At 67.6% G+C, this 23,385-nt stretch carries 16 protein-coding genes; 13 read left to right on the top strand and 3 right to left on the bottom strand.

The genetic code is table 11. From position 1 onward, the window contains the following. Window positions 1-14 precede the first annotated feature (14 nt). From coaE to AC1DKN_RS18620, 3 genes are all read left to right on the top strand, one after another. Complete coding sequence (coaE, locus tag AC1DKN_RS18630; RefSeq protein ID WP_476872140.1) at window positions 15-1,325, top strand: dephospho-CoA kinase; 1,311 nt, start codon at window positions 15-17, stop codon at window positions 1,323-1,325. Window positions 1,326-1,365: 40 nt separating this feature from the next. Beyond that, window positions 1,366-3,447 carry an excinuclease ABC subunit UvrB gene (gene uvrB, locus AC1DKN_RS18625; RefSeq protein ID WP_476858612.1) on the top strand — a complete coding sequence of 694 codons (2,082 nt, stop codon included), beginning with the start codon at window positions 1,366-1,368 and terminating at the stop codon, window positions 3,445-3,447. 163 nt (window positions 3,448-3,610) lie between these two features. Beyond that, window positions 3,611-4,639: a TerC family protein gene (locus tag AC1DKN_RS18620; protein ID WP_028276830.1), complete on the top strand. Its 1,029-nt coding sequence runs from the start codon at window positions 3,611-3,613 to the stop codon at window positions 4,637-4,639. Between the two features lie 151 nt (window positions 4,640-4,790). Here AC1DKN_RS18620 and AC1DKN_RS18615 read toward each other — a convergent pair whose 3' ends face one another. The 3 genes from AC1DKN_RS18615 to AC1DKN_RS18605 form a co-directional block, all read right to left on the bottom strand. After that, the gene (locus AC1DKN_RS18615) at window positions 4,791-6,149 is read right to left on the bottom strand and encodes an alpha/beta fold hydrolase (protein WP_476872147.1); all 1,359 of its coding nucleotides are present in this window, start codon (window positions 6,147-6,149) and stop codon (window positions 4,791-4,793) included. Between the two features lie 19 nt (window positions 6,150-6,168). Then, window positions 6,169-6,717 carry an N-acetyltransferase family protein gene (locus AC1DKN_RS18610; RefSeq protein WP_476849610.1) on the bottom strand — a complete coding sequence of 183 codons (549 nt, stop codon included), beginning with the start codon at window positions 6,715-6,717 and terminating at the stop codon, window positions 6,169-6,171. A gap of 116 nt (window positions 6,718-6,833) precedes the next feature. After that, window positions 6,834-9,380: a DEAD/DEAH box helicase gene (locus tag AC1DKN_RS18605; protein ID WP_476872139.1), complete on the bottom strand. Its 2,547-nt coding sequence runs from the start codon at window positions 9,378-9,380 to the stop codon at window positions 6,834-6,836. A 156-nt stretch (window positions 9,381-9,536) separates the two neighbouring features. On the opposite strand from AC1DKN_RS18605, the gene AC1DKN_RS18600 reads away from it, so the two are divergent. From AC1DKN_RS18600 to AC1DKN_RS18555, 10 genes are all read left to right on the top strand, one after another. Next, complete coding sequence (locus tag AC1DKN_RS18600; protein WP_476858610.1) at window positions 9,537-10,316, top strand: trans-aconitate 2-methyltransferase; 780 nt, start codon at window positions 9,537-9,539, stop codon at window positions 10,314-10,316. Window positions 10,317-10,450: 134 nt separating this feature from the next. Then, window positions 10,451-12,241 carry an ABC transporter ATP-binding protein gene (locus AC1DKN_RS18595; RefSeq protein ID WP_476856042.1) on the top strand — a complete coding sequence of 597 codons (1,791 nt, stop codon included), beginning with the start codon at window positions 10,451-10,453 and terminating at the stop codon, window positions 12,239-12,241. Window positions 12,242-12,354: 113 nt separating this feature from the next. Continuing rightward, a complete protein-coding gene (locus tag AC1DKN_RS18590) occupies window positions 12,355-14,196 on the top strand; it encodes an ABC transporter ATP-binding protein (RefSeq protein ID WP_476872146.1) in 1,842 nt (613 codons plus the stop codon). Further along, window positions 14,193-14,585 (top strand): GntR family transcriptional regulator, encoded by a 393-nt coding sequence (locus AC1DKN_RS18585; RefSeq protein WP_476849612.1) that lies wholly within the window; start codon window positions 14,193-14,195, stop codon window positions 14,583-14,585. The genes AC1DKN_RS18590 and AC1DKN_RS18585 overlap by 4 nt, the downstream gene beginning before the upstream one ends. A 67-nt stretch (window positions 14,586-14,652) precedes the next feature. Beyond that, the gene (gene uvrA / locus AC1DKN_RS18580) at window positions 14,653-17,601 is read left to right on the top strand and encodes an excinuclease ABC subunit UvrA (RefSeq protein WP_476855939.1); all 2,949 of its coding nucleotides are present in this window, start codon (window positions 14,653-14,655) and stop codon (window positions 17,599-17,601) included. Between the two features lie 178 nt (window positions 17,602-17,779). Continuing rightward, complete coding sequence (locus AC1DKN_RS18575) at window positions 17,780-18,571, top strand: HAD hydrolase-like protein (RefSeq protein WP_476872138.1); 792 nt, start codon at window positions 17,780-17,782, stop codon at window positions 18,569-18,571. Next, entirely contained in the window at window positions 18,558-19,226 is a 669-nt protein-coding gene (locus tag AC1DKN_RS18570; RefSeq protein ID WP_026266350.1) for a lysophospholipid acyltransferase family protein, read from the top strand. The genes AC1DKN_RS18575 and AC1DKN_RS18570 overlap by 14 nt, the downstream gene beginning before the upstream one ends. An 86-nt stretch (window positions 19,227-19,312) precedes the next feature. Continuing rightward, window positions 19,313-21,322, top strand: a complete 2,010-nt coding sequence (gene uvrC / locus AC1DKN_RS18565; protein WP_476849615.1) for an excinuclease ABC subunit UvrC — start codon at window positions 19,313-19,315, stop codon at window positions 21,320-21,322. Window positions 21,323-21,441: 119 nt separating this feature from the next. Further along, complete coding sequence (rapZ, locus tag AC1DKN_RS18560) at window positions 21,442-22,365, top strand: RNase adapter RapZ (protein WP_018773001.1); 924 nt, start codon at window positions 21,442-21,444, stop codon at window positions 22,363-22,365. Beyond that, window positions 22,365-23,384, top strand: coding sequence for a gluconeogenesis factor YvcK family protein (locus tag AC1DKN_RS18555; protein ID WP_028276839.1), 1,020 nt, complete (start codon window positions 22,365-22,367; stop codon window positions 23,382-23,384). The genes rapZ and AC1DKN_RS18555 overlap by 1 nt, the downstream gene beginning before the upstream one ends. Window position 23,385: the final 1 nt, after the last annotated feature.

The following is a 23,385-nucleotide window of genomic DNA, read 5'->3' as shown; positions in this document are numbered from 1 at the left end:
TTTAGTCTGGTGAGGTGTTGAAGATCGGGTTGACCGGCGGAATCGCCTCGGGGAAGTCCATGGTTGCCGCGCGCCTGCGCGACCTTGGAGCAGTGCTTGTCGACGCCGACGCGCTGGCCCGGGAGGTCGTGGAACCGGGTATGCCCGGGCTGGCCAGTGTGGTGGAAGCCTTCGGTGCCGCCGTCCTGACCGCGGAAGGCCGGCTGGACCGGGCCCGGCTCGGTGCCCTGGTCTTCGGTGATCCGGAGCGCCTGGCCGCGCTGAACGGCATCGTCCACCCCTTGGTGCGGGAGCGCGCCGCGGCGATGGTCGCCGCCGCCCCGGCCGGCGCCGTCGTGGTCCAGGACATCCCGCTCCTGGTCGAAACCGGGCAAGGGAAGAACTTCCATCTGGTGGTCGTGGTGGATGCCCCCGACGACGTCCGGGTCCGCCGCATGGCCGAACACCGCAACATGACCGCCGACGAGGCGCGCGCCCGGATGGCAGCCCAGGCGGGCCGCGAGGACCGGCTGGCCGCCGCGGACGTCGTGCTGGACAACTCCGGCACCCCGGAGGACCTCCGGCACGCGGTCGACGCGCTGTGGGAGGAGCGGCTTATGCCGTTCGCACTGAACCTCAAGGAACAAAGGATCGCCCCGCGGACGGCGGGGCCGGTCCTCGCCCCGGCCGATCCGGCCTGGGCAGCGCAGGCCGCCCGGCTGATCGCCAGGCTGCGGGCAGCGGTCCCGCAGGATGTCCTGGCCGTCGACCACCTCGGGTCCACGGCCGTCCCTGGCCTCGACGCCAAAGATGTGATCGACCTCCAGCTCAGCGTCCGGGACCTCGACACCGCGGACCGGATCGCGCCGCTGTTGGCCAACGCAGGATTCCCGCGCTGGCCCGGCATCATCGCCGACAACCCGAAACCCTCGCACCCGGACCCTGCCGACTGGGGCAAGCGGCTGCACGGCAACGCCGACCCCGGCCGGCCGGTGAATCTCCACCTCCGCGCGGCCGGCTCGCCGGGCTGGCGGTACGCGCTGTGCTTCCGAGACTGGCTGCGCGCCGATCCCGAGGCCCGGACGGACTATGTGGCCGAAAAGCAACGGGTCGCCGGGCTGCACGGCGTCGACAAGTCCACCGCCGGCTACGCGGCCGACAAGGAGGGCTGGTTCACCGAGTACGCCTGGCCCCGGATGGAAGCGTGGGTGAAGCGCACGGGATGGCAACCGCCGTCGTACGCGGACGACGCCGGTGCAGACGACGCCGTGGCAGACGACGCCGGCACCGTCGGTGGCGCCACCGCAACGGCACCTGCCGCCGGCCCCGGTACCGCCCAAAGCTGAATCAGGGCATCCTGTCACAGCCCGGCGGTAGATTAGGTACATGAGTCTTGCCCAGGAAATCAACCGCGTCGTGGCGCCCTTCGAGGTCATCAGTGAGTTCCAGCCGGCGGGTGACCAGCCGGCCGCCATCGCAGAGCTGACCGAGCGCATCAAGAACGGCGAAAAAGACGTCGTGCTGCTTGGCGCCACCGGTACCGGTAAGAGCGCGACCACGGCCTGGCTGATCGAGCAGGTCCAGCGGCCCACCCTGGTGATGGTGCAGAACAAAACCCTCGCCGCGCAGCTGGCCAACGAATTCCGCGAACTGCTGCCGAACAACGCGGTGGAATACTTCGTGTCCTACTACGACTACTACCAGCCGGAGGCCTACGTCGCCCAGACGGACACCTTCATCGAGAAGGACTCCTCCGTCAACGAGGAAGTCGAACGGCTCCGCCACTCCGCCACCAACGCGCTGCTGACCCGCCGCGACGTGATCGTGGTTGCCACCGTCTCCTGCATCTACGGCCTCGGCACCCCGGAAGAATACATCGCCGGGATGGTGACCCTCCGCAAGGGGGCGGAGATGAACCGTGACGACCTGCTCCGGAAGTTCGTCTCCATGCAGTACACCCGCAACGACATGGACTTCCACCGCGGCACGTTCCGGGTCCGCGGCGACACCGTGGAAATCATCCCGATGTACGAGGAACTGGCGATCCGGATCGAGTTTTTCGGTGACGAGATCGAAAATATCCAGACCCTGCACCCGCTGACCGGCGAAGTGCTCCGGGACGAGAACGAAATGTACGTCTTCCCCGCCTCGCACTACGTCGCCGGTCCGGAACGGATGGGCCGGGCGATCAAGCGGATCGAAGACGAACTGGCCGAGCGCCTCGCCGTGCTGGAAAGCCAGAACAAGCTGGTCGAGGCCCAACGGCTCCGGATGCGCACCACTTATGACCTGGAAATGATGCAGCAGATGGGGTTCTGCAACGGCATCGAGAACTATTCCTCGCACATCGACGGCCGGGCCCGCGGAACCGCGCCGCACTGCCTGATCGACTACTTCCCGGATGACTTCCTCCTGGTGATCGATGAGTCCCACGTCACCGTGCCGCAGATCGGCGCCATGTACGAGGGCGACATGTCCCGCAAACGGAACCTTGTGGACCACGGCTTCCGGCTGCCCTCGGCGATGGACAACCGCCCGCTCAAATGGGACGAGTTCCAGGACCGCGTGGGCCAGACCGTCTACCTCTCCGCGACGCCGGGCAAGTACGAGCTCGGCAAGTCCGACGGCTTCGTCCAGCAGATCATCCGCCCCACCGGCCTGATCGACCCCGAGGTCGTCGTCAAGCCCACGAAGGGGCAGATCGATGACCTGCTGGGCGAAATCCGGACCCGCACCGCGAAGAACGAGCGGGTCCTGGTCACCACCCTGACCAAGCGGATGGCCGAGGACCTGACGGACTACCTGCTGGGCCATGGCGTGAAGGTGGAATACCTGCACTCCGACGTCGACACCCTCCGCCGCGTGGAACTCCTGCGCGAACTGCGGATGGGTGTCTTCGACGTCCTCGTCGGCATCAACCTGCTCCGTGAAGGTCTGGACCTCCCGGAAGTGTCGCTGGTCAGCATCCTGGACGCGGACAAGGAAGGCTTCCTGCGCTCCTCGACATCCCTGATCCAGACCATCGGGCGTGCCGCCCGAAACGTCTCCGGCCAGGTGCACATGTACGCGGACCGGATCACCGATTCGATGGCCCATGCCATCGACGAGACCAACCGCCGCCGCGCCATCCAGGTGGCCTACAACACGGAGAACGGGATCGATCCCCAGCCGCTCCGGAAGAAGATCGCGGACATCACCGACCAGCTGGCCAAGGAAGACGCGGACACCCGCGAGCTGCTGGCCGCGGCCGGGAAGAACCGCGGCAAGGGCAAGGGCACCTCGCTCATCCGTGCGGACGGGCTCGCCGCCGCGCCGGCCGAGGACCTCGTCGGGCTGATTGAACAGCTGACCGAACAGATGCACGCCGCAGCCGGGGAGCTGCAGTTCGAACTGGCCGCCCGGCTGCGCGACGAGGTGGGGGATTTGAAGAAGGAACTGCGGCAAATGCAATCCGCGGGGCACGCCTAGGGTAAACTCGGTCAAACGTAGGGGAGTATCCCAAACGCTACGATCGTCAACACGCACGGCTACGATGCCGCGCCGGGCGTAGCGGGCAGCCAGGCAGCGTCATGCGCCGGCGGTCGGAGAGACTTACACCGCTGAGCTGTACCCTACGAAAGGTATTTCCCCCGTGCCCGAGCTTCCCCTGTGGTTCGAGATCGGCTCGTTTGTCGTCCTCGGCGTCATTCTGGCCATCGACCTGCTGATGGTCCTCAAACGCCCGCATGAGCCCTCCATGAAAGAAGCCGGACTGTGGGTCGCGTTCTACGTGGCCCTGGCCCTGGTCTTCGCCGGCGCCATGTTCGCCTTCACCGGCCCGGAATTCGGCGGCCAGTTCATCGCCGGCTGGGTGACCGAATACAGCCTGAGCATCGACAACCTGTTCGTCTTCATCATCATCATGGCGCGCTTCTCGGTACCGAGAAAGTATCAGCAGGAAGTGCTCATGGTGGGCATCATCATCGCCCTGATCCTCCGCGGCATCTTCATCATGCTCGGCGCGATCGTGATCGAGCAGTTCAGCTGGGTCTTCTACATCTTCGGCGCCTTCCTGCTCTGGACCGCCTGGAAGCAGGCCCAGGACGAGGGCGAGGACGAGGAAGACAAGGAAAACCCGCTGATCGCCCGGATCCGCCGGGTCCTGCCGATGTCCGAGAAGTTCGACGGCGGCAAGCTCCGCACCGTCGTTGACGGAAAGAAGGTGTTCACCCCGATGCTGATCGTCTTCGTGACCATCGGCATGACGGACCTGCTCTTCGCTGTCGACTCCATTCCGGCCATTTTCGGCCTCACCCAGAGCGCCTTCATCGTCTTCACCGCCAACATCTTTGCCCTCATGGGGCTGCGCCAGCTGTACTTCCTGCTCGGCGGCCTCATGAACCGGCTCATCTACCTCAAGCACGCCCTGTCCGTGATCCTGGCGTTCATCGGTGTGAAGCTGGTCCTGCACGCCATGCACGTCAACGAGCTGCCCTTTATCAACGGCGGCCAGCACATCGAATGGGCCCCCGAGATCCCCACCTACGTCTCGCTCGGTGTGATCATCGGCACCATCGTCGTCGCGGTGGTCGCCAGCCTCATGAGCTCCAAGGCGTCCAAGTCGAAGCTGGATGCCCGGCTGGAAGAGGACTCCCGCAAGAGCCTGAGCGACGTCGACTAGTACCAAACCGCCGGGGTGAGAGTGCAGGACACACCTCGCGGCACATAGCAGTACGGCGCTGGACCCTCACGGGTCCGGCGCCGTACCTGTTTAAGCAGTACCTGCTAAGCCGGGCGCCATCGGCCCGGGCCCGTGCCTGGCCGCGCCCGGGTCACCGTCGGGCGGAACGTGCCATCCCCAGCAGGCGCCCGAAGATCGCCTCGCCGTCGTCCGCGATGCCGTCGTGGTGGAAGTCGCCGGTTTCCCAGACCTGCAGGCCCCGGACCGCGGCCGCCGTCTCCAGGGACAGCTCCCGGTCCACGTAGATGTCGTCGGTGTAGACGGCCGCGGCGACGGGCACGGTGTTCAGCGCCAGTCGCTCCGGGTCGTAGAGGGGTGCCCAGCCGTCCATTTCGGCCAGGAGCCGGGCCACGTCCTGCAGCGGGTGCAGGGCCGGGTCCTGCTCGAAATACCAGGGGTACACCATTTCCCCGGTCAGAAGCGGTTCGCCGGCGTCGGGGCGGAACTCGGGGACTTCCTCCAGCACGCGCCAGGCGGCCCAGTTGGTGGCACCGTCCTGGGCGTAAATGGATTCGTGCATCAACGCGTACAACGGGTTCGCGGCCCGGGACACGAGGCCCCGGACCTGCTCCAGGAAGGTGTCCGAGAGACGGTCGCCGCCCGGTGTGGCCACGAAGGCGTCCTCGAGCAGGTGGTGCAGTGCGTCCACCCGGGTGTTGCCGCCCAGGAACGAGCCCACCATCTGGAACCGTTCCACCGTGAGCCGGCCGCCGTCGGGCAGCACCTCCTCCGTTTCCCGCAGGTGCCGGGCGATCCGGGTGACGGCGGCCCGGTCCTCGGGATACCAGTCAAAGTATTCGGCGTTCCGGGCCGCGACCCGCTGGAACGTGGCCCGGTACACTCGGTCGGCGGAGCCGCCCAGCGGGGCCAGCCCGCCCGTCACGAGGACCTCGCGCAGCCCCTCGGGGGCGAAGGAAAGGTAGCTGAGCGCGCAGAAACCGCCGTAGCTCTGGCCGTAGATGGTCCAGGGGGCGGAGTCCAGGGCTGCCCTGATCGCTTCGGCGTCGGCAACGATCGAGTCGGCGCGGAAGTGCGTCAGGTAGTCAGCCTGCTCCGCGTCGGTGCCGCGCAGCGGCAGCGTGTTGCGGTCGACGGGCGAGGACAGGCCGGTGCCGCGCTGGTCCAGCATGAGGATCCGGAAGTCCTTCGCGGCGGCCTTGCTCCAGCCGCCCAGCGACGGGAACCGGTTTCCACGCCCGCCGGGACCGCCCTGCAGGAAAAGCAGCCAGGGCAGCCCGGCGGCCTCTGCCTCGCTGTGTTCGGTGGACACGTACTCGCGGGCGAACACGGAGATGGTTTCGCCGCGGCGCCCCGCCTCGCTGAAGTGGTCAAGGGGGACCTGGAAGTAGTGTTCCGCGGTCCGCATTCCCCGGTAGGTGTGTCGTGCCCGGACGCTGTGCGGAACTTTGCGCCCGGCGCTGGTTGCAGTCTCCAGCAGGGAGGCTCCCATGAGCCCCGTCATTGGGAGATCAGCCACGGGTGGCCGCCTCGCGGGAACTGGAGCTGGAGCCGGCAGGGGAGCCGGCGCCGGCAACTGCCGGGCGGCTGCCGAAGGCCGTCAGCGCCGCTCCGGTGAGGCGGAAGGTGGACCATTCCTCCATCGGCGAAGCGCCGAGGTTCTTGTAGAAGTTGATGGAGGGCTCGTTCCAGTCCAGGACACTCCATTCGACGCGCGCGTAGCCCCGGTCGACGGCGGTCGCTGCCAGGTGCTGCAGCAGTGCCTTGCCGTGGCCCTCGCCGCGGGCCTCCGGCCGGACGTAGAGGTCCTCGAGGTAGATCCCGTGGACGCCCTCCCACGTGGAGTAGTTCAGGAACCAGAGGGCGAAGCCGCGGACCTCGCCCGCGGAGTTCTCCGCCATGGTGGCGAAGACCTTGGGATGCTCGCCGAAAAGGACCTCGGTGAGCATCTCGGGGGTGTTCCGGACGGCGTCCGGTTCCTTCTCGTAGAGGGCGAGGTCGTGGATCATCTGCAGGATGGCAGGGACGTCATGCGCCGTGGCAGGCCGGATTACACTCATTGTCCGAGTTTACCCGCGGCGCGATGGCCCAAGCTGGGGTACCGGCGCCGGCGACGGCCGCCCCCGTGCAGGCCCTGCGGCCGCCCCCGTGCAGGCCAGCCCCCGTGCCGTCCCGCCTAGAGCCGGTTGACGTCCGTGACGCGGACGACGGCGGTCCCGGACTCGTCCGAGGCCCCCAGGTCCACGTCGGCGGAGATGCCCCAGTCGTGGTTGCGGGCGGGGTCATCGAAGATCTGCCGCACCTTCCACACCCCGGGTTCCTCGGTGATGATCAGCAGCCCGGGCCCGCGGGCGTCCGGTCCGGTGCCGATGTCGTTGTGCTCATCAAAGTAGTCATCGAGGGCATCTTCCCAGCGCTCGGCGTCCCAGCCGGACCCGGCGTCGAGCTCGCCCAGGGCGGTGGCGGCCTCATCGGCGAACAGCTCCACGCGGCGGAACATCTCGTTGCGCACCATCACCCGGAAGGCCCGGATGTTGGAGGTCAGCGACGGCGGCGGGGGCGGCGGAGCGTCGTGCGGTGTGGGCGCCGCGCCGGATGTGAGCTCTTCCCATTCGTCCAGCAGGCTGGAGTCCACCTGCCGGACCAGTTCGCCCAGCCAGGCGATGAGGTCCTCGAGGTCCTCACGGAGGGCATCCTGCGGGACCGTCTGGCGGAGCGCCTTGAAACCGTCGGCGAGGTAGCGCAGCACGATCCCCTCCGAGCGGGCGAGGCCGTAGAACTGGACGAACTCGCCGAAGTTCATGGCGCGCTCGTACATGTCCCGGACCACGGACTTGGGCGCGAGCTCGAAGTCGCCGACCCAGGGCGCGGCCTTGCGGTAGACGTCGAACGCCTCGCCGAGCATTTCGGCGAGCGGCTGCGGGTAGGTGACCTCCTCGAGCATCGCCATCCGCTGGTCGTACTCGATGCCGTCGGCCTTCATCGCCGCGATCGCCTCGCCGCGCGCCTTCTTCTGCTGTGCCGAGAGGATCTGCCGCGGCTTCTCCAGGGTGGCCTCGATCACCGACACCACGTCCAGGGCGTACGACGGCGACTCCGGGTCCAGCAGCTCCAGCGCCGCCAGCGCGAACGGGGACAGCGGCTGGTTGAGGGCAAAGTTTGCCTGCAGATGGACCGTGAGCCGGACCGTGCGGCCGTCAGCACCCTGCTCCCCGGCCGGGATCCGCTCCACGACGCCGGCCGCGAGCAGCTCGCGGTAGATTCCCAGGGCCTTCTTCATGAGCCGCAGCTGGGCCGGACGGGTCTCGTGGTTTTCGGTGAGCAGGCGGCGGGCGGCCTGGAACGGGTCGCCGGGGCGTTCCATCAGGTTCATCAGCATCGCATGCGTCACGGTGAAACTCGACGTCAGCGGATCCGGAACGGACTCGACCAGCCGCTTGTACGTCGGTTCGCCCCAGGACACGAAGCCTTCCGGGGGCTTCTTCTTGACCACCTGGCGCAGCTTCTTCTGGTCGTCGCCGAACTTGGCCGTGGCCTTGGCCATCGCCTTCACGTTTTCCGTCACGTGCTCCGGGGCCTGGACCACCACGGTTCCTGCGGTGTCATAGCCGGCGCGGCCGGCGCGCCCGGCGATCTGGTGGAACTCACGGGAGTTCAGCAGACGGGTGCGGACGCCGTCGTATTTGCTCAGTGCCGTCAGCAGCACGGTGCGGATGGGCACGTTGATGCCCACCCCGAGCGTATCCGTGCCGCAGATGACCTTCAGCAGACCGGCCTGGGCAAGCTGTTCGACCAGCCGGCGGTACTTCGGCAGCATGCCGGCGTGGTGAACGCCGATCCCGTGCCGGACCAGGCGGTTAAGGGTCTTGCCGAAGCCTGCGGCGAAGCGGAACCCGGCAATGAGCTCGGCGATCTTGTCTTTTTCCTCGCGGGTGCAGACGTTGATGCTCATCAGGTTCTGGGCCCGGTCGATCGCCTCGACCTGGCTGAAGTGGACCACGTAGACCGGGACCTGCTTGGTGGCGAGCAGCTCCTCAAGCGTCTCGTGGACCGGAGTCTGCTCGTAGTAGTAGTGCAGCGGGATGGGGCGTTCCGCGGAACTGACGGTCGTCGTCGTGCGGCCGGTCAGGTCGCTGAGGCCGTCCTCGAATCGGCTGACATCGCCGAGCGTCGCCGACATCAGCAGGAACTGCGCCTGAGGCAGTTCAAGCAGCGGCACCTGCCACGCCCAGCCGCGCTGCGGGTCCGAGTAGAAGTGGAACTCGTCCATGATCACGGCGCCGAGCTGCGCCGCAGAACCTTCACGCAGGGCGATGTTGGCCAGGATCTCGGCCGTGCAACAGATGATTGGGGCGTCCTGGTTCACGCCGGAGTCGCCGGTGATCATGCCGACGTTGTCGGCGCCGAAGATCTCACAGAGGGCGAAGAACTTTTCCGAGACGAGGGCCTTGATCGGGGCGGTGTAGTAGCTCCGCTGCCCGCGGGCCATGGCCTGGAAGTGCGCGGCAATGGCCACGAGGGATTTCCCGGACCCGGTCGGGGTGGCCAGGATGACGTTTGAGCCGGCGGCCAGCTCCATGATGGCCTCGTCCTGGGCGGTGTACAGGGCCAGGCCGCGGGTCTCGGTCCACTCGACAAACCGGGTGTAGAGCTCGTCCGGGTCCAGGCCCGTCCTGCCGGGGATACGGGCGGCCGGGGCGGGGAGCTGATCAACGAGTTTCATTGCTGTCCAGCTTAGTGCCCGCGTGGTAGCCGCGGCACCGCACGCAGTGCAGGCGCGCGCCGTGAGCCGCCCGCAGCGCAGGCGTGCTTCCTTGGCTGGCCCACGGGCCGGGACTAGGCTTCGGTTAGGACAACGTGCCGGGAACTGGAGGCAGCCATGAAGTGGGATCCGGAGAAATATGTGCAGTTCGGGGACTACCGGGACAGACCATTTTTTGATCTGACCGGTCGGATTCACGCCGAAGCCCCGCGGCACGTGGTGGACCTCGGCTGCGGTCCCGGCAACCTGACCGCGACGCTCGCGGACCGCTGGCCGGGCGCGCAGGTGGTGGGTCTGGATTCGTCGCCGGAAATGCTGGCCACTTCCAAGGACCACGCAGCCGCGGCGCCCAATCTTTCCTACGAGCTGGCCGACATTGAGCACTGGCTGCCGTCCGGGGACACGGACGTGGTGGTCACCAACGCGGCCCTGCAGTGGGTGCCCGGCCACCGAAAGCTCCTGCCCCTATGGCTCGACGCCCTCAAACCGGGCGCCTGGTTCGCGCTGCAAGTGCCGGGGAACTTCAATGCCCCGTCGCACACCCTGATGCGGGAGCTGGCCGATTCTCCGGCCTGGGCGGGGCGGCTCGCCGGGGTGCTCCGCCACGACGACGTGGTGGGGGAGGCAGCGGAATATCTGGAGATCATGCTCGACGCCGGTTGTGCCGCCGACGCCTGGGAGACCACGTACCTTCAGCTGCTCCCGGGCGCCAATCCCGTTTTGGAGTGGGTCCGCGGAACCGGACTCAGGCCGGTCCTCGCGGCCCTCCCCGACGACGAGGCCAGGGAGTTCGAGGCCGAGTATTCGGCACGGCTGGACGACGCATATCCGGCAGGCCGGCACGGGACGGTCTTCCCGTTCCGCCGCACGTTCGCGGTGGCGCAGAAGACCGGGTAGGCGGCGTGTCAGCCGCATGACACGAAGCACTCCGGAATGGGGCTTACAATGACGTGGCGGTGTGGGGCGGCCGTTAGGCTGATCACCATTCCGGGCCCTGGGCTAGTAATGGAGGTTCAGTGCTTATAGGCCTGATGTCGCGGCTGTTGTCCGCGCATAAAGGGACCGTGCTGGCCATCGTTGTGCTGCAGCTCGTGCAAGCCACCGCCAACCTGCTCCTGCCCACCCTGAATGCCGCGATCATCGACGACGGCATCATCGGCGGGGACACCGGGGAGATCCTCCACCTCGGGGCCTGGATGGCCGGAATCGCTGCCGTCCAGGTGATCACGGCCGTCGCGGCCGGATATCTGGGCGCCGTGGTCGCCATGGAGATTGGCGGCCAGCTGCGCGGGGAGCTCTTCGCGAAGGTGCAGTCCTTCTCCTCCCAGGAGGTGGGCCTTTTCGGTGCGCCCAGCCTCGTGACCCGGGCCACCAACGACGTCGCCCAGATCCAAAACCTCGCCGTCCTGGTGTTCATCATGCTGATTGCCGCACCGGCGATCTTCATCGGCGGCATCGTGCTGGCCGTGCACCAGGACGTGGTGCTGTCCTGGATTGTGGTCGTGGTGATCCCGGTCCTGACGGTGATCATGACGGTGATCGTCCGCCGCCTGATTCCCCTGTACCGCCAGGGCCAGGGCCTCCTGGACCGGATCGGCCGGGTGCTGCGGGAGCAGATCATCGGCGCGAATGTCATCCGCGGCTTTGTCCGGCAGGACCACGAGGTCCGCCGGTTCGATGAAGCCAACAAGGACCTCACCCGGAACAATCTGCAATCCGCCCTCCTGGTGGCGGCGATGATGCCGATGATCATGTTCGTGGTCAACATCTCCTCCGTGTTCGTGGTGTGGTTCGGCGGCCATCGCATCGACGCCGGCGAAATGCGGCTGGGGGCGCTGACGGCGTTCATCGCCTACATCCTGCAGATCCTGATTGCCATCATGATGGCGATGTACGTCTTCATGACCGCCCCCCGGGCGGCGGCCTGCGCGGAACGGATCCGCGAGGTGCTGGACACGGAACCGGCCATCGCGGATCCGGCCGTTCCCGCCGGGGCCACCGCTGCCACCATTCCGGCCGGCGGGGCCAGTGCGGCGGGCACCGCCGGTGCGCCCGCCGTCGCCGGCGCCCCGGGCCGCTCCGGCGCTGTCGAGTTCCGGAACGTGTCCTTCGCTTACCCCGGCGCCGAAGCACCCGTGCTGGACGGCGTCTCCTTCACCGCCAGGGCCGGTACCACGACGGCGATCATCGGCGCGACCGGCAGCGGCAAGACGACACTCCTGAATCTGCTGCCGCGTTTCCTCGACGCGACGGCCGGAGAGATCAGCATCGGCGGGGAGAACGTGCGGGCGATGCCCCTGGACGACCTGCGCGGCCTGATCGCTATAGTCCCGCAGCAGTCCTACCTGTTCGCGGACACGGTCGCGGGGAACCTCCGGTTCGGGGCGCCCGCCGCGAGCGAGCCCGAAATATGGCAGGCGCTTGAAGCTGCCCAGGCCGCCGACTTTGTCCGCGCCCTGCCGCTCGGGCTCGACACACCCGTAAGCCAGGGCGGCACAAACTTCTCCGGCGGCGAACGGCAGCGCCTGTGCATCGCGCGGGCCCTGCTCAAGCGGGCCCCCGCCTACCTCTTCGACGACAGTTTCTCGGCTCTGGACTACGGCACCGACATCAGGCTCCGGGCGGCGATCGAGCCGCTGCTGCGCTCGGCGACCGTGCTGATCGTGGCCGAGCGGGTGTCAACAATCGTGGACGCCGGGCTGATCCTCGTCCTGGAGGGCGGCCGGGTGGTCGCGCAGGGCACGCACAGCGAACTCATGGAGTCCTCGCCCAGCTACCAGGAAATTGCCGCGTCCCAGCTGGTGCTGGAGGAAGCCCCGTGAGCCGCGCGCGGGCACACCGCGCCGGGACCGTTGCGGGACCCGGCGTGCCGGAGCGCATCAAATGGCACACCGCCGCCCGGCTGCTTGGCCTGCTGTTGCCGCTGAAGTGGCGGATGGCCGGCGTCATCGCCGCGACCTGCGCGTTCGTGACACTCAACGTGGCGGCGCCCAAGGTGCTGGGCGACGCCACCGACGTCGTCGTCGACGGCTTCCTGGGCGGCTCCCTCGACGAGCAACAGCTGGCCGGGCGGCTGCTGGCCGTTTCGGCCATGTACGTCGGGGCGTCGCTGTTCAGCTGGATCCAGGGCAGCCTGACCGCCACCGCGGTGCAGCGCCTCAGCTACGGCCTCCGCGGCTCCGTGGAACAAAAACTCCATGTGCTGCCGTCCAGCCATTTCGAGGAGCAGCGCCGCGGCGACGTGCTCAGCCGGGCCACGAACGACGTCGACAATATCTCCCAGGCGCTCAACCAGCTCCTCAACCAGCTGATCATGGCCGTCCTGATGCTCTCGGCCGCTCTCGCCATGATGCTGTGGCTCTCGCCGCTGCTGGCGCTGATCGCGATCCTCTCGGTGCCTGTGTCCACGATGATCACCGTGCTCGTGGCCCGGCACTCCCAGGCGCACTTCAAGGAGCAGTGGAGCAGCACGGGGGCGCTGACTGCCCAACTCGAGGAGTTCTTCACCGGGCATGAAGTGGTCAAGGCCTTCGGCCGGCAGGAAGAGTCGGCGGCGAGCTTCCGGGAGCGCAACGAGAAGCTCACCCGATCGAGCACCCGCGCCCAGTATTTGTCCGGCATCGTGCAGCCGCTGCTGGTGTTTGTCGCCAACCTCAACTACATCGCAATTGCTGTTGTGGGTGCGCTGCAGGTCACCGCGGGGCTCTTGACGATCGGCGGCATCCAGGCCTTTGTCCAGTTCTCCCGTCTCTTTAGCCAGCCGGTGAGCCAGATCGGCGGCATGCTGACTCTCGTGCAGTCCTGCCTGGCCTCGGCGGAGCGGGTGTTTGAGCTGCTGGACGCCCCGGAGATCCCTGCGGACAGCGCCGTGCCGGCCGTTTCGGCGAACGGCGCCGGCAAGCTGCAAGGCTTCACGGCCGCGCGAAAGCTCCATGTCCCGCGCAAATCCTCCAACGGACGCAAAGCCCCTGCCCCGGGCACGCCCGGCGACCTGCTGGATCCCAGCGCAGTGGCGGGCCGGGTCACGTTCGAGCACGTCAGCTTCAGCTACAGCCCCGGCACCCCCGTGGTGAAGGACCTCTCCTTCACGGTGGACCCGGGACAGACCGTGGCGATCGTGGGACACACCGGTGCCGGCAAGACCACCGTGGTCAACCTCCTGATGCGCTTCTACGAACTCGACTCCGGCCGGATCCTGGTGGACTCGACGGACATCGCCACCATCCCGCGGGACGAGCTGCGGCGCGCCTTCGGAATCGTCCTGCAGGATGCCTGGCTGTTTACCGGCAGCATCCGGGAGAACATCGAATACGGCCGGCCCGGCGCCGCCGAAGCCGATATCGTTGCGGCGGCCCACGCCAGCCACGTGGACCAGTTTGTCCGGTCCCTGCCGGCCGGCTACGCCACGATGCTCGGCAACGACGGCGACTCCCTGAGCCGGGGCCAGCGCCAGCTCGTCTCGATCGCACGGGCGCAGCTCGCCGGGCGCAGCATCATGGTGCTGGATGAGGCGACGAGCTCCGTCGACAGCCGCACTGAGGTGCAGATCCGCCATGCTATGGAGCAGCTGCGGGCCGGTCACACGAGCTTCGTGATCGCGCACCGTTTGTCCACGGTCCGGGACGCTGATCTAATTCTCGTCATGGACCACGGACGAATCGTTGAACACGGCACCCACCAGCAGCTGGTGGCCCGGCAGGGGCTCTACAAGGATTTGTACGAGGCCCAGTTCGCCGGCCGCGAACAGGTCCCGGCCGTCCAGGAGGCCGAACAGTGAGCCCCGCGGACGCCGTGGGGGAGCGTTTTCCCGGATCCTGGCGGACCAATCCGGCCAGCTCCGTCCCGCTCTTCGAACAGCTGCGGCTCTACGTGATCGAACGCGCCGACAACGGCACACTCGCGCCGGGCACCAGGCTTCCGGCCGTGCGGAGCCTCGCCGGCGAACTGGGCGTGGCCCCGCACACCGTGGCGCGGGCCTACAAGGAACTCGAGGCCGCCGGCGTCGTAGTGACGAAGGGCCGAAACGGGACCGTTGTGTGTGCCCGCGATGCCGCCTGGAGTTCGCTGTCCGCCGCCGCCGCCGAGTTCGCCGCGGCCGCCAAAGCCCAGGGCGCCAGTTTCGCCGAGGCCGTGCAGCTGCTGGCCGCCGCCTACGACCGCCAATAGCACATCCGGCGCCGCCCGTGGCGCGCGGAATAGTTTTTCGAAGAAGTTTTCGATTAGCATTAGATTCGTGCCTAAAGCTGTAGCTGAAGATCCAGCCGTTGAAGTCCATTCCGCCGTCGAGCCGCTGGCAGTCCGGGATGCGGCCCCGTCCCGCCCCGTCCTGAAGCGTCCGGACATGACGCGCCTCGTCGTCAAGGGCGCCCGCGAGCACAACCTGCGCAACGTGGACCTGGACCTGCCGCGCGATGCCATGATCGTGTTCACCGGCCTGTCCGGCTCCGGAAAGTCCTCCCTCGCGTTCGACACCATCTTTGCCGAGGGCCAGCGCCGCTACGTCGAATCCCTCTCTGCCTACGCCCGGCAGTTCCTGGGCCAGGTGGACAAGCCCGACGTCGACTTCATCGAGGGCCTCTCGCCGGCGGTGTCCATCGACCAGAAGTCCACGTCCAAGAACCCTCGCTCGACCGTGGGCACCATCACCGAGATTTACGACTACATGCGCCTGCTCTGGGCCCGTGTGGGCCGGCCGCACTGCCCCGTCTGCGGGGAGCCCGTGACCAAGCAGACCCCGCAGCAGATCGTCGACCAGCTGCTCGAGCTCCCGGACGGCACCCGCTTCCAGGTGCTGGCACCCGTGGTCCGCGGCCGCAAGGGCGAATTCGTGGACCTCTTCAAGGAACTCACCGCCAAGGGCTACTCGCGGGCCCGGGTGGACGGCGAGCTCGTCCACCTGAGTGATCCGCCGAAGCTGGGCAAGCAGTTCAAGCACACCATCGAAGTGGTGGTGGACCGCCTCGTGGTCAAGGAAGGTATCAGCCAGCGCCTGACCGACTCGGTCGAAACCGCCCTCGGACTGGCGGAGGGCCGCATATTGGCCGAATTCGTCGACCTCGAAGCAGACGATCCCGAGCGGATCAGGGCGTTCTCAGAACACCTCGCCTGCCCCAACGAGCACCCCCTGGCGATCGACGAGATCGAGCCCCGCTCCTTCTCATTCAACAACCCTTTCGGCGCCTGCAGCGCGTGCAGCGGCATCGGCACCAAGCTGGAGGTCGACGAGGAACTCCTCATCCCCAACCCCGAGCTCTCGCTCTCCGAGGGGGCCATTGCGCCGTGGTCCCTGGGCACCGCCACCACGGAGTACTGGAACCGGCTGCTGGCCGGTCTCGCCGAGGAACTCGGCTTCTCCATGACGACGGCGTGGGAGAAGCTCGACACCGACGTCCGGCAGACCGTCCTGCACGGCAAGGACCACAAGGTGGTGGTGCAATACCGCAACCGCTTCGGCCGGGAACGCAAGTACAGCACCGGTTTTGAGGGCGTCGTGCAGTACGTCCACCGCAAGCATGGCGAGACCGATTCCGACTATGCGCGCGACCGCTACGAGGAATACATGCGCCAGGTCCCGTGCCCGGCCTGCAACGGTGCCCGGCTGAACCCTGCGTCGCTCTCGGTGCTGATCAACGGCAAGTCAATCGCCGAGGTCGCCGCGCTGCCCATGCGGGAATGCGCCGACTTCCTCGAAAACCTCGTCCTCACCGGCCGCGAGGCCCAGATCGCCCACCAGGTCCTCAAGGAGATCCAGGCCCGCCTGACCTTCCTCCTCGACGTCGGACTCGAGTACCTGAACCTGGAGCGGCCCTCCGGCACCCTGTCCGGCGGCGAAGCCCAGCGCATCCGTTTGGCCACCCAGATCGGCTCCGGCCTCGTGGGCGTGCTGTACGTCCTCGACGAGCCCTCGATTGGCCTGCACCAGCGGGACAACCGCCGCCTGATCGAGACACTCACCCGGCTCCGGGACCTCGGCAACACCCTGATCGTCGTGGAGCATGACGAGGACACCATCCACGAGGCCGACTGGGTGGTGGACATCGGACCGGGCGCCGGCGAGCACGGCGGCATGGTGGTCCATTCCGGGTCCTACCAAGAGCTGCTGGAAAACACGGATTCGCTCACCGGCGACTACCTCTCCGGCCGGCGGAAAATCGAGATCCCGAAGAAGCGGCGCAAATACGACAAGAAGCGCGAGCTCAAGGTGGTCGGGGCGAAGGAGAACAACCTCCTGAACATCGACGCCAGTTTCCCGCTGGGCCTCTTCACCGCCGTCACCGGCGTCAGCGGCTCGGGCAAGTCCACCCTGGTCAACGAGATCCTCTACAAGGTGCTCGCCAACAAGCTCAACGGCGCCAAGCAGGTGGCCGGCAGGCACAAGTCCGTCCAGGGCCTCGAACACCTGGACAAGGTGGTGCACGTCGACCAGAGCCCGATCGGCCGCACCCCGCGCTCGAACCCGGCCACTTATACCGGCGTGTTCGACAACATCCGCAAGCTCTTCGCCGAGACCACCGAGGCCAAGGTCCGCGGCTACCTCCCGGGCCGGTTCTCCTTCAACGTCAAGGGCGGCCGCTGCGAGGCCTGCTCCGGCGACGGCACCCTGAAGATCGAGATGAACTTCCTGCCGGACGTCTACGTCCCCTGCGAGGTCTGCCACGGCGCCCGGTACAACCGCGAAACCCTGGAGGTCCACTACAAGGGCAAGACCATCGCGGACGTGCTGAACATGCCCATCGAGGAAGGGGCCGAGTTCTTCGCGGCCTTCTCGCCGATCGCTCGGCACCTCAACACGCTCGTCGACGTCGGCCTTGGCTACGTCCGGCTGGGCCAGCCCGCCACCACGCTCTCCGGCGGCGAGGCCCAGCGCGTGAAGCTCGCAGCCGAGCTTCAGAAACGCTCCAACGGCCGCAGCGTCTACGTCCTGGACGAGCCCACCACGGGCCTGCACTTCGAGGACATCCGCAAGCTCCTCATGGTGCTCCAGGGCCTCGTGGAGAAGGGCAACACGGTGATCACGATCGAACACAACCTCGACGTCATCAAGAGCGCCGACTGGATCGTGGACCTTGGCCCCGACGGCGGGTCCGGTGGCGGCCGTGTGGTCGCCTCCGGCACCCCCGAGCAGGTGGCCAAGTCGAGCGAGAGCCACACGGCCGCGTTCCTCGCCGAGCTCCTCGCCTGAACACCGGCCGCCAGGGACCGTGCGGCGGGCCAGGTAAGCCTCCGCCGCACGCGTCCCCGCCCGCAGGGACGTCTCCACCGGATGTATCCGCTGATGTATCGCGTGATGTAGTCCCTGATGTATTCCTGAAGGAGCATGCGAATTTCTGGCAACCGCACACTCATGAGAAACTAAGCCGGTGACGCATACAACAGTGCCCGTAATCTTTGACCTTGACGGCACTCTTGTCGATCCCGCCGGGGGTATTACCGACGGTATCGCCGCGGCCCTCACCGAGCTTGGCCTGCCGGTTCCGGACAAGTCCCGGATGGACGCCATGATTGGGCCCAAGCTCAGCCATTCCCTGACGGAAATCGCCGGCGTTCCGGCCGCACAGCTGAAAGACGCCATCCGCATCTACCGCGCGCACTACGCATCCACGGGAATCGCGCAGAGCAGGCTGTACCCGGGAATCCGCGGCCTCCTCGAGGACTTCGTCGCCGCGGGCCGGCCCATCGCCGTCGCGACCCAGAAGCCGGAAGGGCTTGCCCGCACTGTCCTGGCGCACCACGGCATCGCCGGACTCTTCCACAGCATCCGGGGCTCCGCCGCCGACGAGGCCGCCAGCCCCGGAACGGGCTCCGTGCCCGACGGCTCTGTCCCCGAAGGCTCCGTTCCCGACGGCTCCGTTCCCGAAGGTAAGGCCGGCATCGTCGCCGCCGCGCTCTCGGACCTCGCTGCCGCGGACCCTGCGGCCGCCGGCCGGGCCGTGATGGTGGGGGACCGGGCACAGGACGTCGCCGGGGCCGCTGCGAACGGACTGGACTGCATCGGCGTAGGCTGGGGGTTTGCGCCTGACGGCGAACTGCACGCGGCCGGTGCCGTCGAGATCGTGCACAACACCACGGCGCTTCACGCGACGATCAACCGGCTCTCCGAACGCCCGGGAACCACAGCCCTGAACGAGGTGCACACCGATGGCAATGTTTGACGCAATCCGCTGGACCACGCGGGGGCTTGTAACCACCACGTGCCGTCCCACGGTCATCGGCCTGGAAAACGTGCCCAAGGATGGGCCGTTCATTGTCGCCCCGAACCACCTCTCGTTCCTGGACAGCGTGATCGTCCAGGCCCTCATGCCGCGGCCCGTGGCCTTCTTCGCGAAGGCTGAATACTTCACCACCGGCGGCATCAAAGGCAAGGCCATGAAGTCCTTCTTCGAGGCCGTCGGCTCCATTCCGGTGGAACGCGGCGAGCAGGCGGCGAGCGTCCAGGCGCTGAAAACGCTGCTGGACATCCTCGACTCCGGCAAGGGCGTGGGCATCTATCCCGAAGGCACCCGCTCCCGCGACGGCATCCTGTACCGCGGCCGCACCGGCGTCGGCTGGCTGGCCCTCACCACCGGCGCGCCCGTAATCCCGGTGGGCCTGATCGGCACCGAACACTTGCAGCCCGCGGACAGCAAGTCCGTCAAACCGCAGCACTTCACCATGAAGGTCGGCGAGCCGCTGTACTTCGAGAAAACCGGACCGGACCATTCCCTGCCGGCCCGCCGCCAGGTCACGGACCGCATCATGGACGCAATCGCAGACCTGAGCGGCCAGGAACGCTCCACCAGCTACAACCAGAGCAAGTCGGCCGAATAGCGCGCGGCTCCCGGCCCCCCGGGATCCGCCGGGCATGCGGCGGTGCACGTGCAACGGCACCGCCGGCGGCTCAGTAGACTTGATGTGTGGCAGATCCAGCGAGTTACCGACCCCAGACGGGTGAAATTCCGACCAATCCGGGCGTGTACCGCTTCCGCGATCCGCACGGCCGGGTCATCTACGTCGGCAAGGCCAAGAACCTCCGTGCCCGGCTGAACACCTACTTCGCCAACCCCGCCGGGCTCATGCCCAAAACCTATGCCATGGTCCACACGGCCAGCAGCGTCGAATGGACCGTGGTGGGCAGCGAACTCGAGTCGCTGCAGCTGGAATACACCTGGATCAAAGAATTCACGCCCCGCTTCAACGTGATGTTCAGGGACGACAAAAGCTACCCGTACCTCGCCGTGACGATGGGGGAGAAGTACCCGCGCGTCCAGGTGCTGCGCGGCGACCGGCGCAAGGGGACCCGGTACTTCGGCCCCTACACCGCCGGCGCGATCCGGGACACCATGGACACCCTGCTGCGGGTGTTCCCGGTCCGCAGCTGCAGCGCCGGGGTGCTGAAGCGCGCCGAAGCCAGCGGCCGGCCCTGCCTGCTCGGCTACATCGACAAATGTTCCGCGCCGTGCGTCGGCCGGATCTCCGCCGCGGACCACCGCGCCCTGGCCGAGGACTTCTGCACGTTCATGGGCGGCGAAGCCAAGCCCTTCGTCAACCGGCTGGAACGGGAGATGGCCGCGGCAGTTGCTGAGCTCGACTACGAACGCGCGGCCCGGCTCCGGGACGACATCGTGGCGCTTAAGAAGGTCTTCGAACGTAACGCCGTCGTCCTGGCCGAGGGCACGGACGCCGACGTCTTCGCCCTGCACGAAGACGAGCTCGAGGCCGCCGTGCAGGTCTTCCACGTCCGGGGCGGACGGATCCGCGGCCAGCGCGGCTGGGTGGTGGAAAAGGTCGAGGACTCCACCACCCCGGAACTGGTCGAACACCTGCTCCAGCAGGTCTACGGCGAGGAAGCCGGACTCCAGGGCAGGTTGCCCCGGGAAGTGCTGGTGCCTGCCGAACCCAGCAACGCCCCGGAGCTCGCGCAATGGCTCAGCGGCCTGCGCGGGGCCCGGGTGGACATCCGCGTTCCCCAGCGCGGAGACAAGGCCGCCCTCCTGTCCACGGTCCGTGAAAACGCAGAGCACGCCCTCAAACTTCACAAATCCCGGCGCGCCGGCGACCTCACCATGCGCTCCCAGGCCCTGCAGGAAATCCAGGAAGCGCTCGAGCTTCCCGTGGCGCTGCTGCGGATCGAGTGCTTCGACATCTCACACGTCCAGGGCACCAACGTGGTCGGCTCCATGGTGGTGGTCGAGGACGGCCTGCCGAAAAAGTCCGACTACCGGAAGTTCGCCGTGACCGGCGCCGCGGCCACTGACGACACGGCGGCCATGCATGATGTGCTGACCCGCCGGTTCCGGCACTATCTTCAAGAAAAAGACGAGCAGGCGGCGGCCGCGGCCAAACCGGCGCACCAGGCCGCCCTGGACGCGGCAACCGCCGCGGCGGTCGCGGACTCCACGACGCCAACACCGCGGAGCAAATTCGCCTACCCGCCCAACCTCGTCGTCGTCGACGGCGGCAAACCGCAGGTCAATGCCGCCGCAAGGGCGCTGGAAGAGCTCGGCATCGAGGACGTGTATGTGGTCGGCCTCGCCAAACGGCTCGAAGAGGTGTGGCTGCCGGACAGCGATTTCCCGGTGATCCTGCCGCGCGCCTCGGCCGGCCTGTATCTGCTGCAGCGGATCCGCGATGAGGCCCACCGCTTCGCCATCACCTTCCACCGGCAAAAGCGCGGCAAGGCCATGACGGCCTCCGCCCTGGACAGCGTGCCCGGTCTGGGCGAATCCAAGCGCAAGGCCCTCCTGGCGGAGTTCGGCTCCGTCAAGGGGATCAAAGCCGCGACGCAGGAGGAACTCACCGGCGCCAAGGGGATCGGCCCCTCCCTGGCCGCCGCGATCGTCCGGCACTTCGCTGGCGGCGGAGTCGAGGAAGCCGCCACGGTTCCTGCCGTCAACATGACCACCGGCGAAATTCTCGACGCTTAGCTAGTGCCGCCAAACTTAGCTAGGGTAAAGACTTGGGTACGGCACGGCAGCGGCATCACCGCGGCCCGCGCGCAAACCTGACAACAGCAAATCGCACAGGCAGAGATGGGGCTTCACTGATGGCAGAGTCGACGGCAGGATCCGAGACGGATGCGGACGGCATGACACCCGTCAAACCCGTCGAGGCTGAACTGCTCGTGGTGACCGGAATGTCGGGAGCCGGCCGCAGCACCGCCTCGGACGCCCTTGAGGACCATGGCTGGTACGTCGTGGAAAACCTGCCGCCGCAGATGCTCGGCACGCTCGCCGAACTGGTGTCCCGGACGCCGCACTCCATGTCCAAGCTCGCCGTCGTGATGGACGTCCGGAGCAAGGAACTGTTCGTCGACATGCGCGCGGCCCTCCGCGCCCTGGAAGCCACCGGCGTGAGCTTCCGCGTGCTGTTCCTCGACGCCAACGACGACGTCCTGGTGCGCCGCTTCGAGCAGGGCCGCAGGCCCCACCCGCTCCAGGGCGGCGGCCGGATCCTCGACGGCATCGCCGCCGAACGCGAGCTGGTCCGTGAATTGAAGGACACCGCCGACATCGTCCTGGACACGTCCTCCCTCAACGTCCATGGCCTCGCCACCGCCATCACCGAACTCTTCAGCGAGACCGGGCCGGTGGCGCTGCGGCTGAACGTCATGAGCTTTGGCTTTAAGTACGGGCTGCCGGTGGACGCCAACTTCGTGGCCGATGCCCGCTTCATCCCCAACCCGCACTGGGTGCCGCAGTTGCGCCCGCACACCGGACTGGACAAAGACGTCAGCGACTACGTGCTGGAGGCCCAGGGCGTCAGCGACTTCGTGGAACGCTACGTCCTGGCCCTTGAACCTGTCCTGGACGGGTACCGCCGGGAGAACAAGCACTACGCCACCATCGCCGTGGGCTGCACCGGCGGCAAGCACCGCTCCGTGGCGGTCGCCGTCGAGCTCTCACGGAGGCTGGCGCAGTATCCGCGCGTCACGGTGACCACGACGCACCGGGACCTGGGCCGCGAGTAATGGCGCTGCTGACCGGCCCGCTGCCCCTTGTCCCGCCCGCCAGCGCGGCCTTCGCCAGCCAGCAGGACAAAGGCCCCTCCGTCGTCGCGCTCGGCGGCGGCCACGGCCTCTCCGCCTCGCTGTCGGCCCTGCGCCTGCTGACCTCCGAACTCACCGCGGTCGTCACGGTCGCGGACGACGGCGGATCCTCCGGCCGGCTCCGCGAAGAGTACGGCGTCCTGCCGCCCGGTGATCTCCGGATGGCCCTGTCCGCGCTGTGCGACGACACCGACTGGGGCCGCACGTGGCGCGATGTCATGCAGCACCGCTTCGCCCCCGGCAAAGGCCGCGGCGGCTCCCTCGATGAGCACGCGATGGGCAACCTCCTGATCGTCACGCTCTGGGAGCTCCTGGGCGACACCGTCGCAGGCCTGAAGTGGGCCGGCGCCCTGCTCGGCGCGCGCGGCGAAGTCCTGCCGATGTCCAGCGTCCCGCTGACCATCGAGGGCCAGGTCCGGGTCACCGCCCCGGACGGCGCGACGGCACTGCAGACCCTCACCGGCCAGGCCAAGTGCGCGGTGGCAGGGTCCCTGGAGCACGTCCGGCTCTTGCCTGAGAACGCTCCGGCCTGCACCGAAGCGCTGACGGCGATCGAGCTGGCCGACTGGGTGATCCTCGGGCCGGGCTCCTGGTACACGTCCGTGCTGCCGCACCTGTTGCTGCCCGAGATGCGCGAGGCCCTCGCCAACACCGCTGCCCGCCGGTGCCTGACCATGAACCTGGCCACAGATACCAAGGAGACGGCCGGCATGTCCGCCGCCGACCACCTCCGGGTGCTGCGCGAATACGCGCCGGAGTTCACGATCGACGTCATCCTGGCCGACCCGGCGTCGGTGCAGAACCTGCCCGACTTCGAGGCGGCGGCAGGAATGCTCGGTGCCGAGGTGGTCTTGGGTAAAGTGGGGGCGTCTGGTCGCCGTCCGGTCCACGATCCGTTGCGGCTGGCGACGGCGTATCACGATATTTTCGGGAATAGTTAGG

The sequence above is a fragment of the Arthrobacter sp. 01N444 genome (genome assembly GCF_056399305.1).
This window is presented reverse-complemented; position numbering and strand designations above follow the sequence as displayed.

Excerpts from the sequence above, each read along its gene's own strand:
- rapZ (WP_018773001.1), top strand. The coding sequence starts at position 21,442 with ATGGCAGAGTCGACGGCAGGATCCGAGACGGATGCGGACGGCATGACA.
- AC1DKN_RS18590 (WP_476872146.1), top strand. The coding sequence starts at position 12,355 with ATGGCCGGCGTCATCGCCGCGACCTGCGCGTTCGTGACACTCAACGTG.
- AC1DKN_RS18605 (WP_476872139.1), bottom strand. The coding sequence starts at position 9,380 with ATGAAACTCGTTGATCAGCTCCCCGCCCCGGCCGCCCGTATCCCCGGC.
- AC1DKN_RS18615 (WP_476872147.1), bottom strand. The coding sequence starts at position 6,149 with ATGGGAGCCTCCCTGCTGGAGACTGCAACCAGCGCCGGGCGCAAAGTT.
- AC1DKN_RS18555 (WP_028276839.1), top strand. The coding sequence starts at position 22,365 with ATGGCGCTGCTGACCGGCCCGCTGCCCCTTGTCCCGCCCGCCAGCGCG.
- AC1DKN_RS18600 (WP_476858610.1), top strand. The coding sequence starts at position 9,537 with ATGAAGTGGGATCCGGAGAAATATGTGCAGTTCGGGGACTACCGGGAC.
- uvrB (WP_476858612.1), top strand. The coding sequence starts at position 1,366 with ATGAGTCTTGCCCAGGAAATCAACCGCGTCGTGGCGCCCTTCGAGGTC.
- AC1DKN_RS18595 (WP_476856042.1), top strand. The coding sequence starts at position 10,451 with ATGTCGCGGCTGTTGTCCGCGCATAAAGGGACCGTGCTGGCCATCGTT.
- AC1DKN_RS18610 (WP_476849610.1), bottom strand. The coding sequence starts at position 6,717 with ATGAGTGTAATCCGGCCTGCCACGGCGCATGACGTCCCTGCCATCCTG.
- AC1DKN_RS18570 (WP_026266350.1), top strand. The coding sequence starts at position 18,558 with ATGGCAATGTTTGACGCAATCCGCTGGACCACGCGGGGGCTTGTAACC.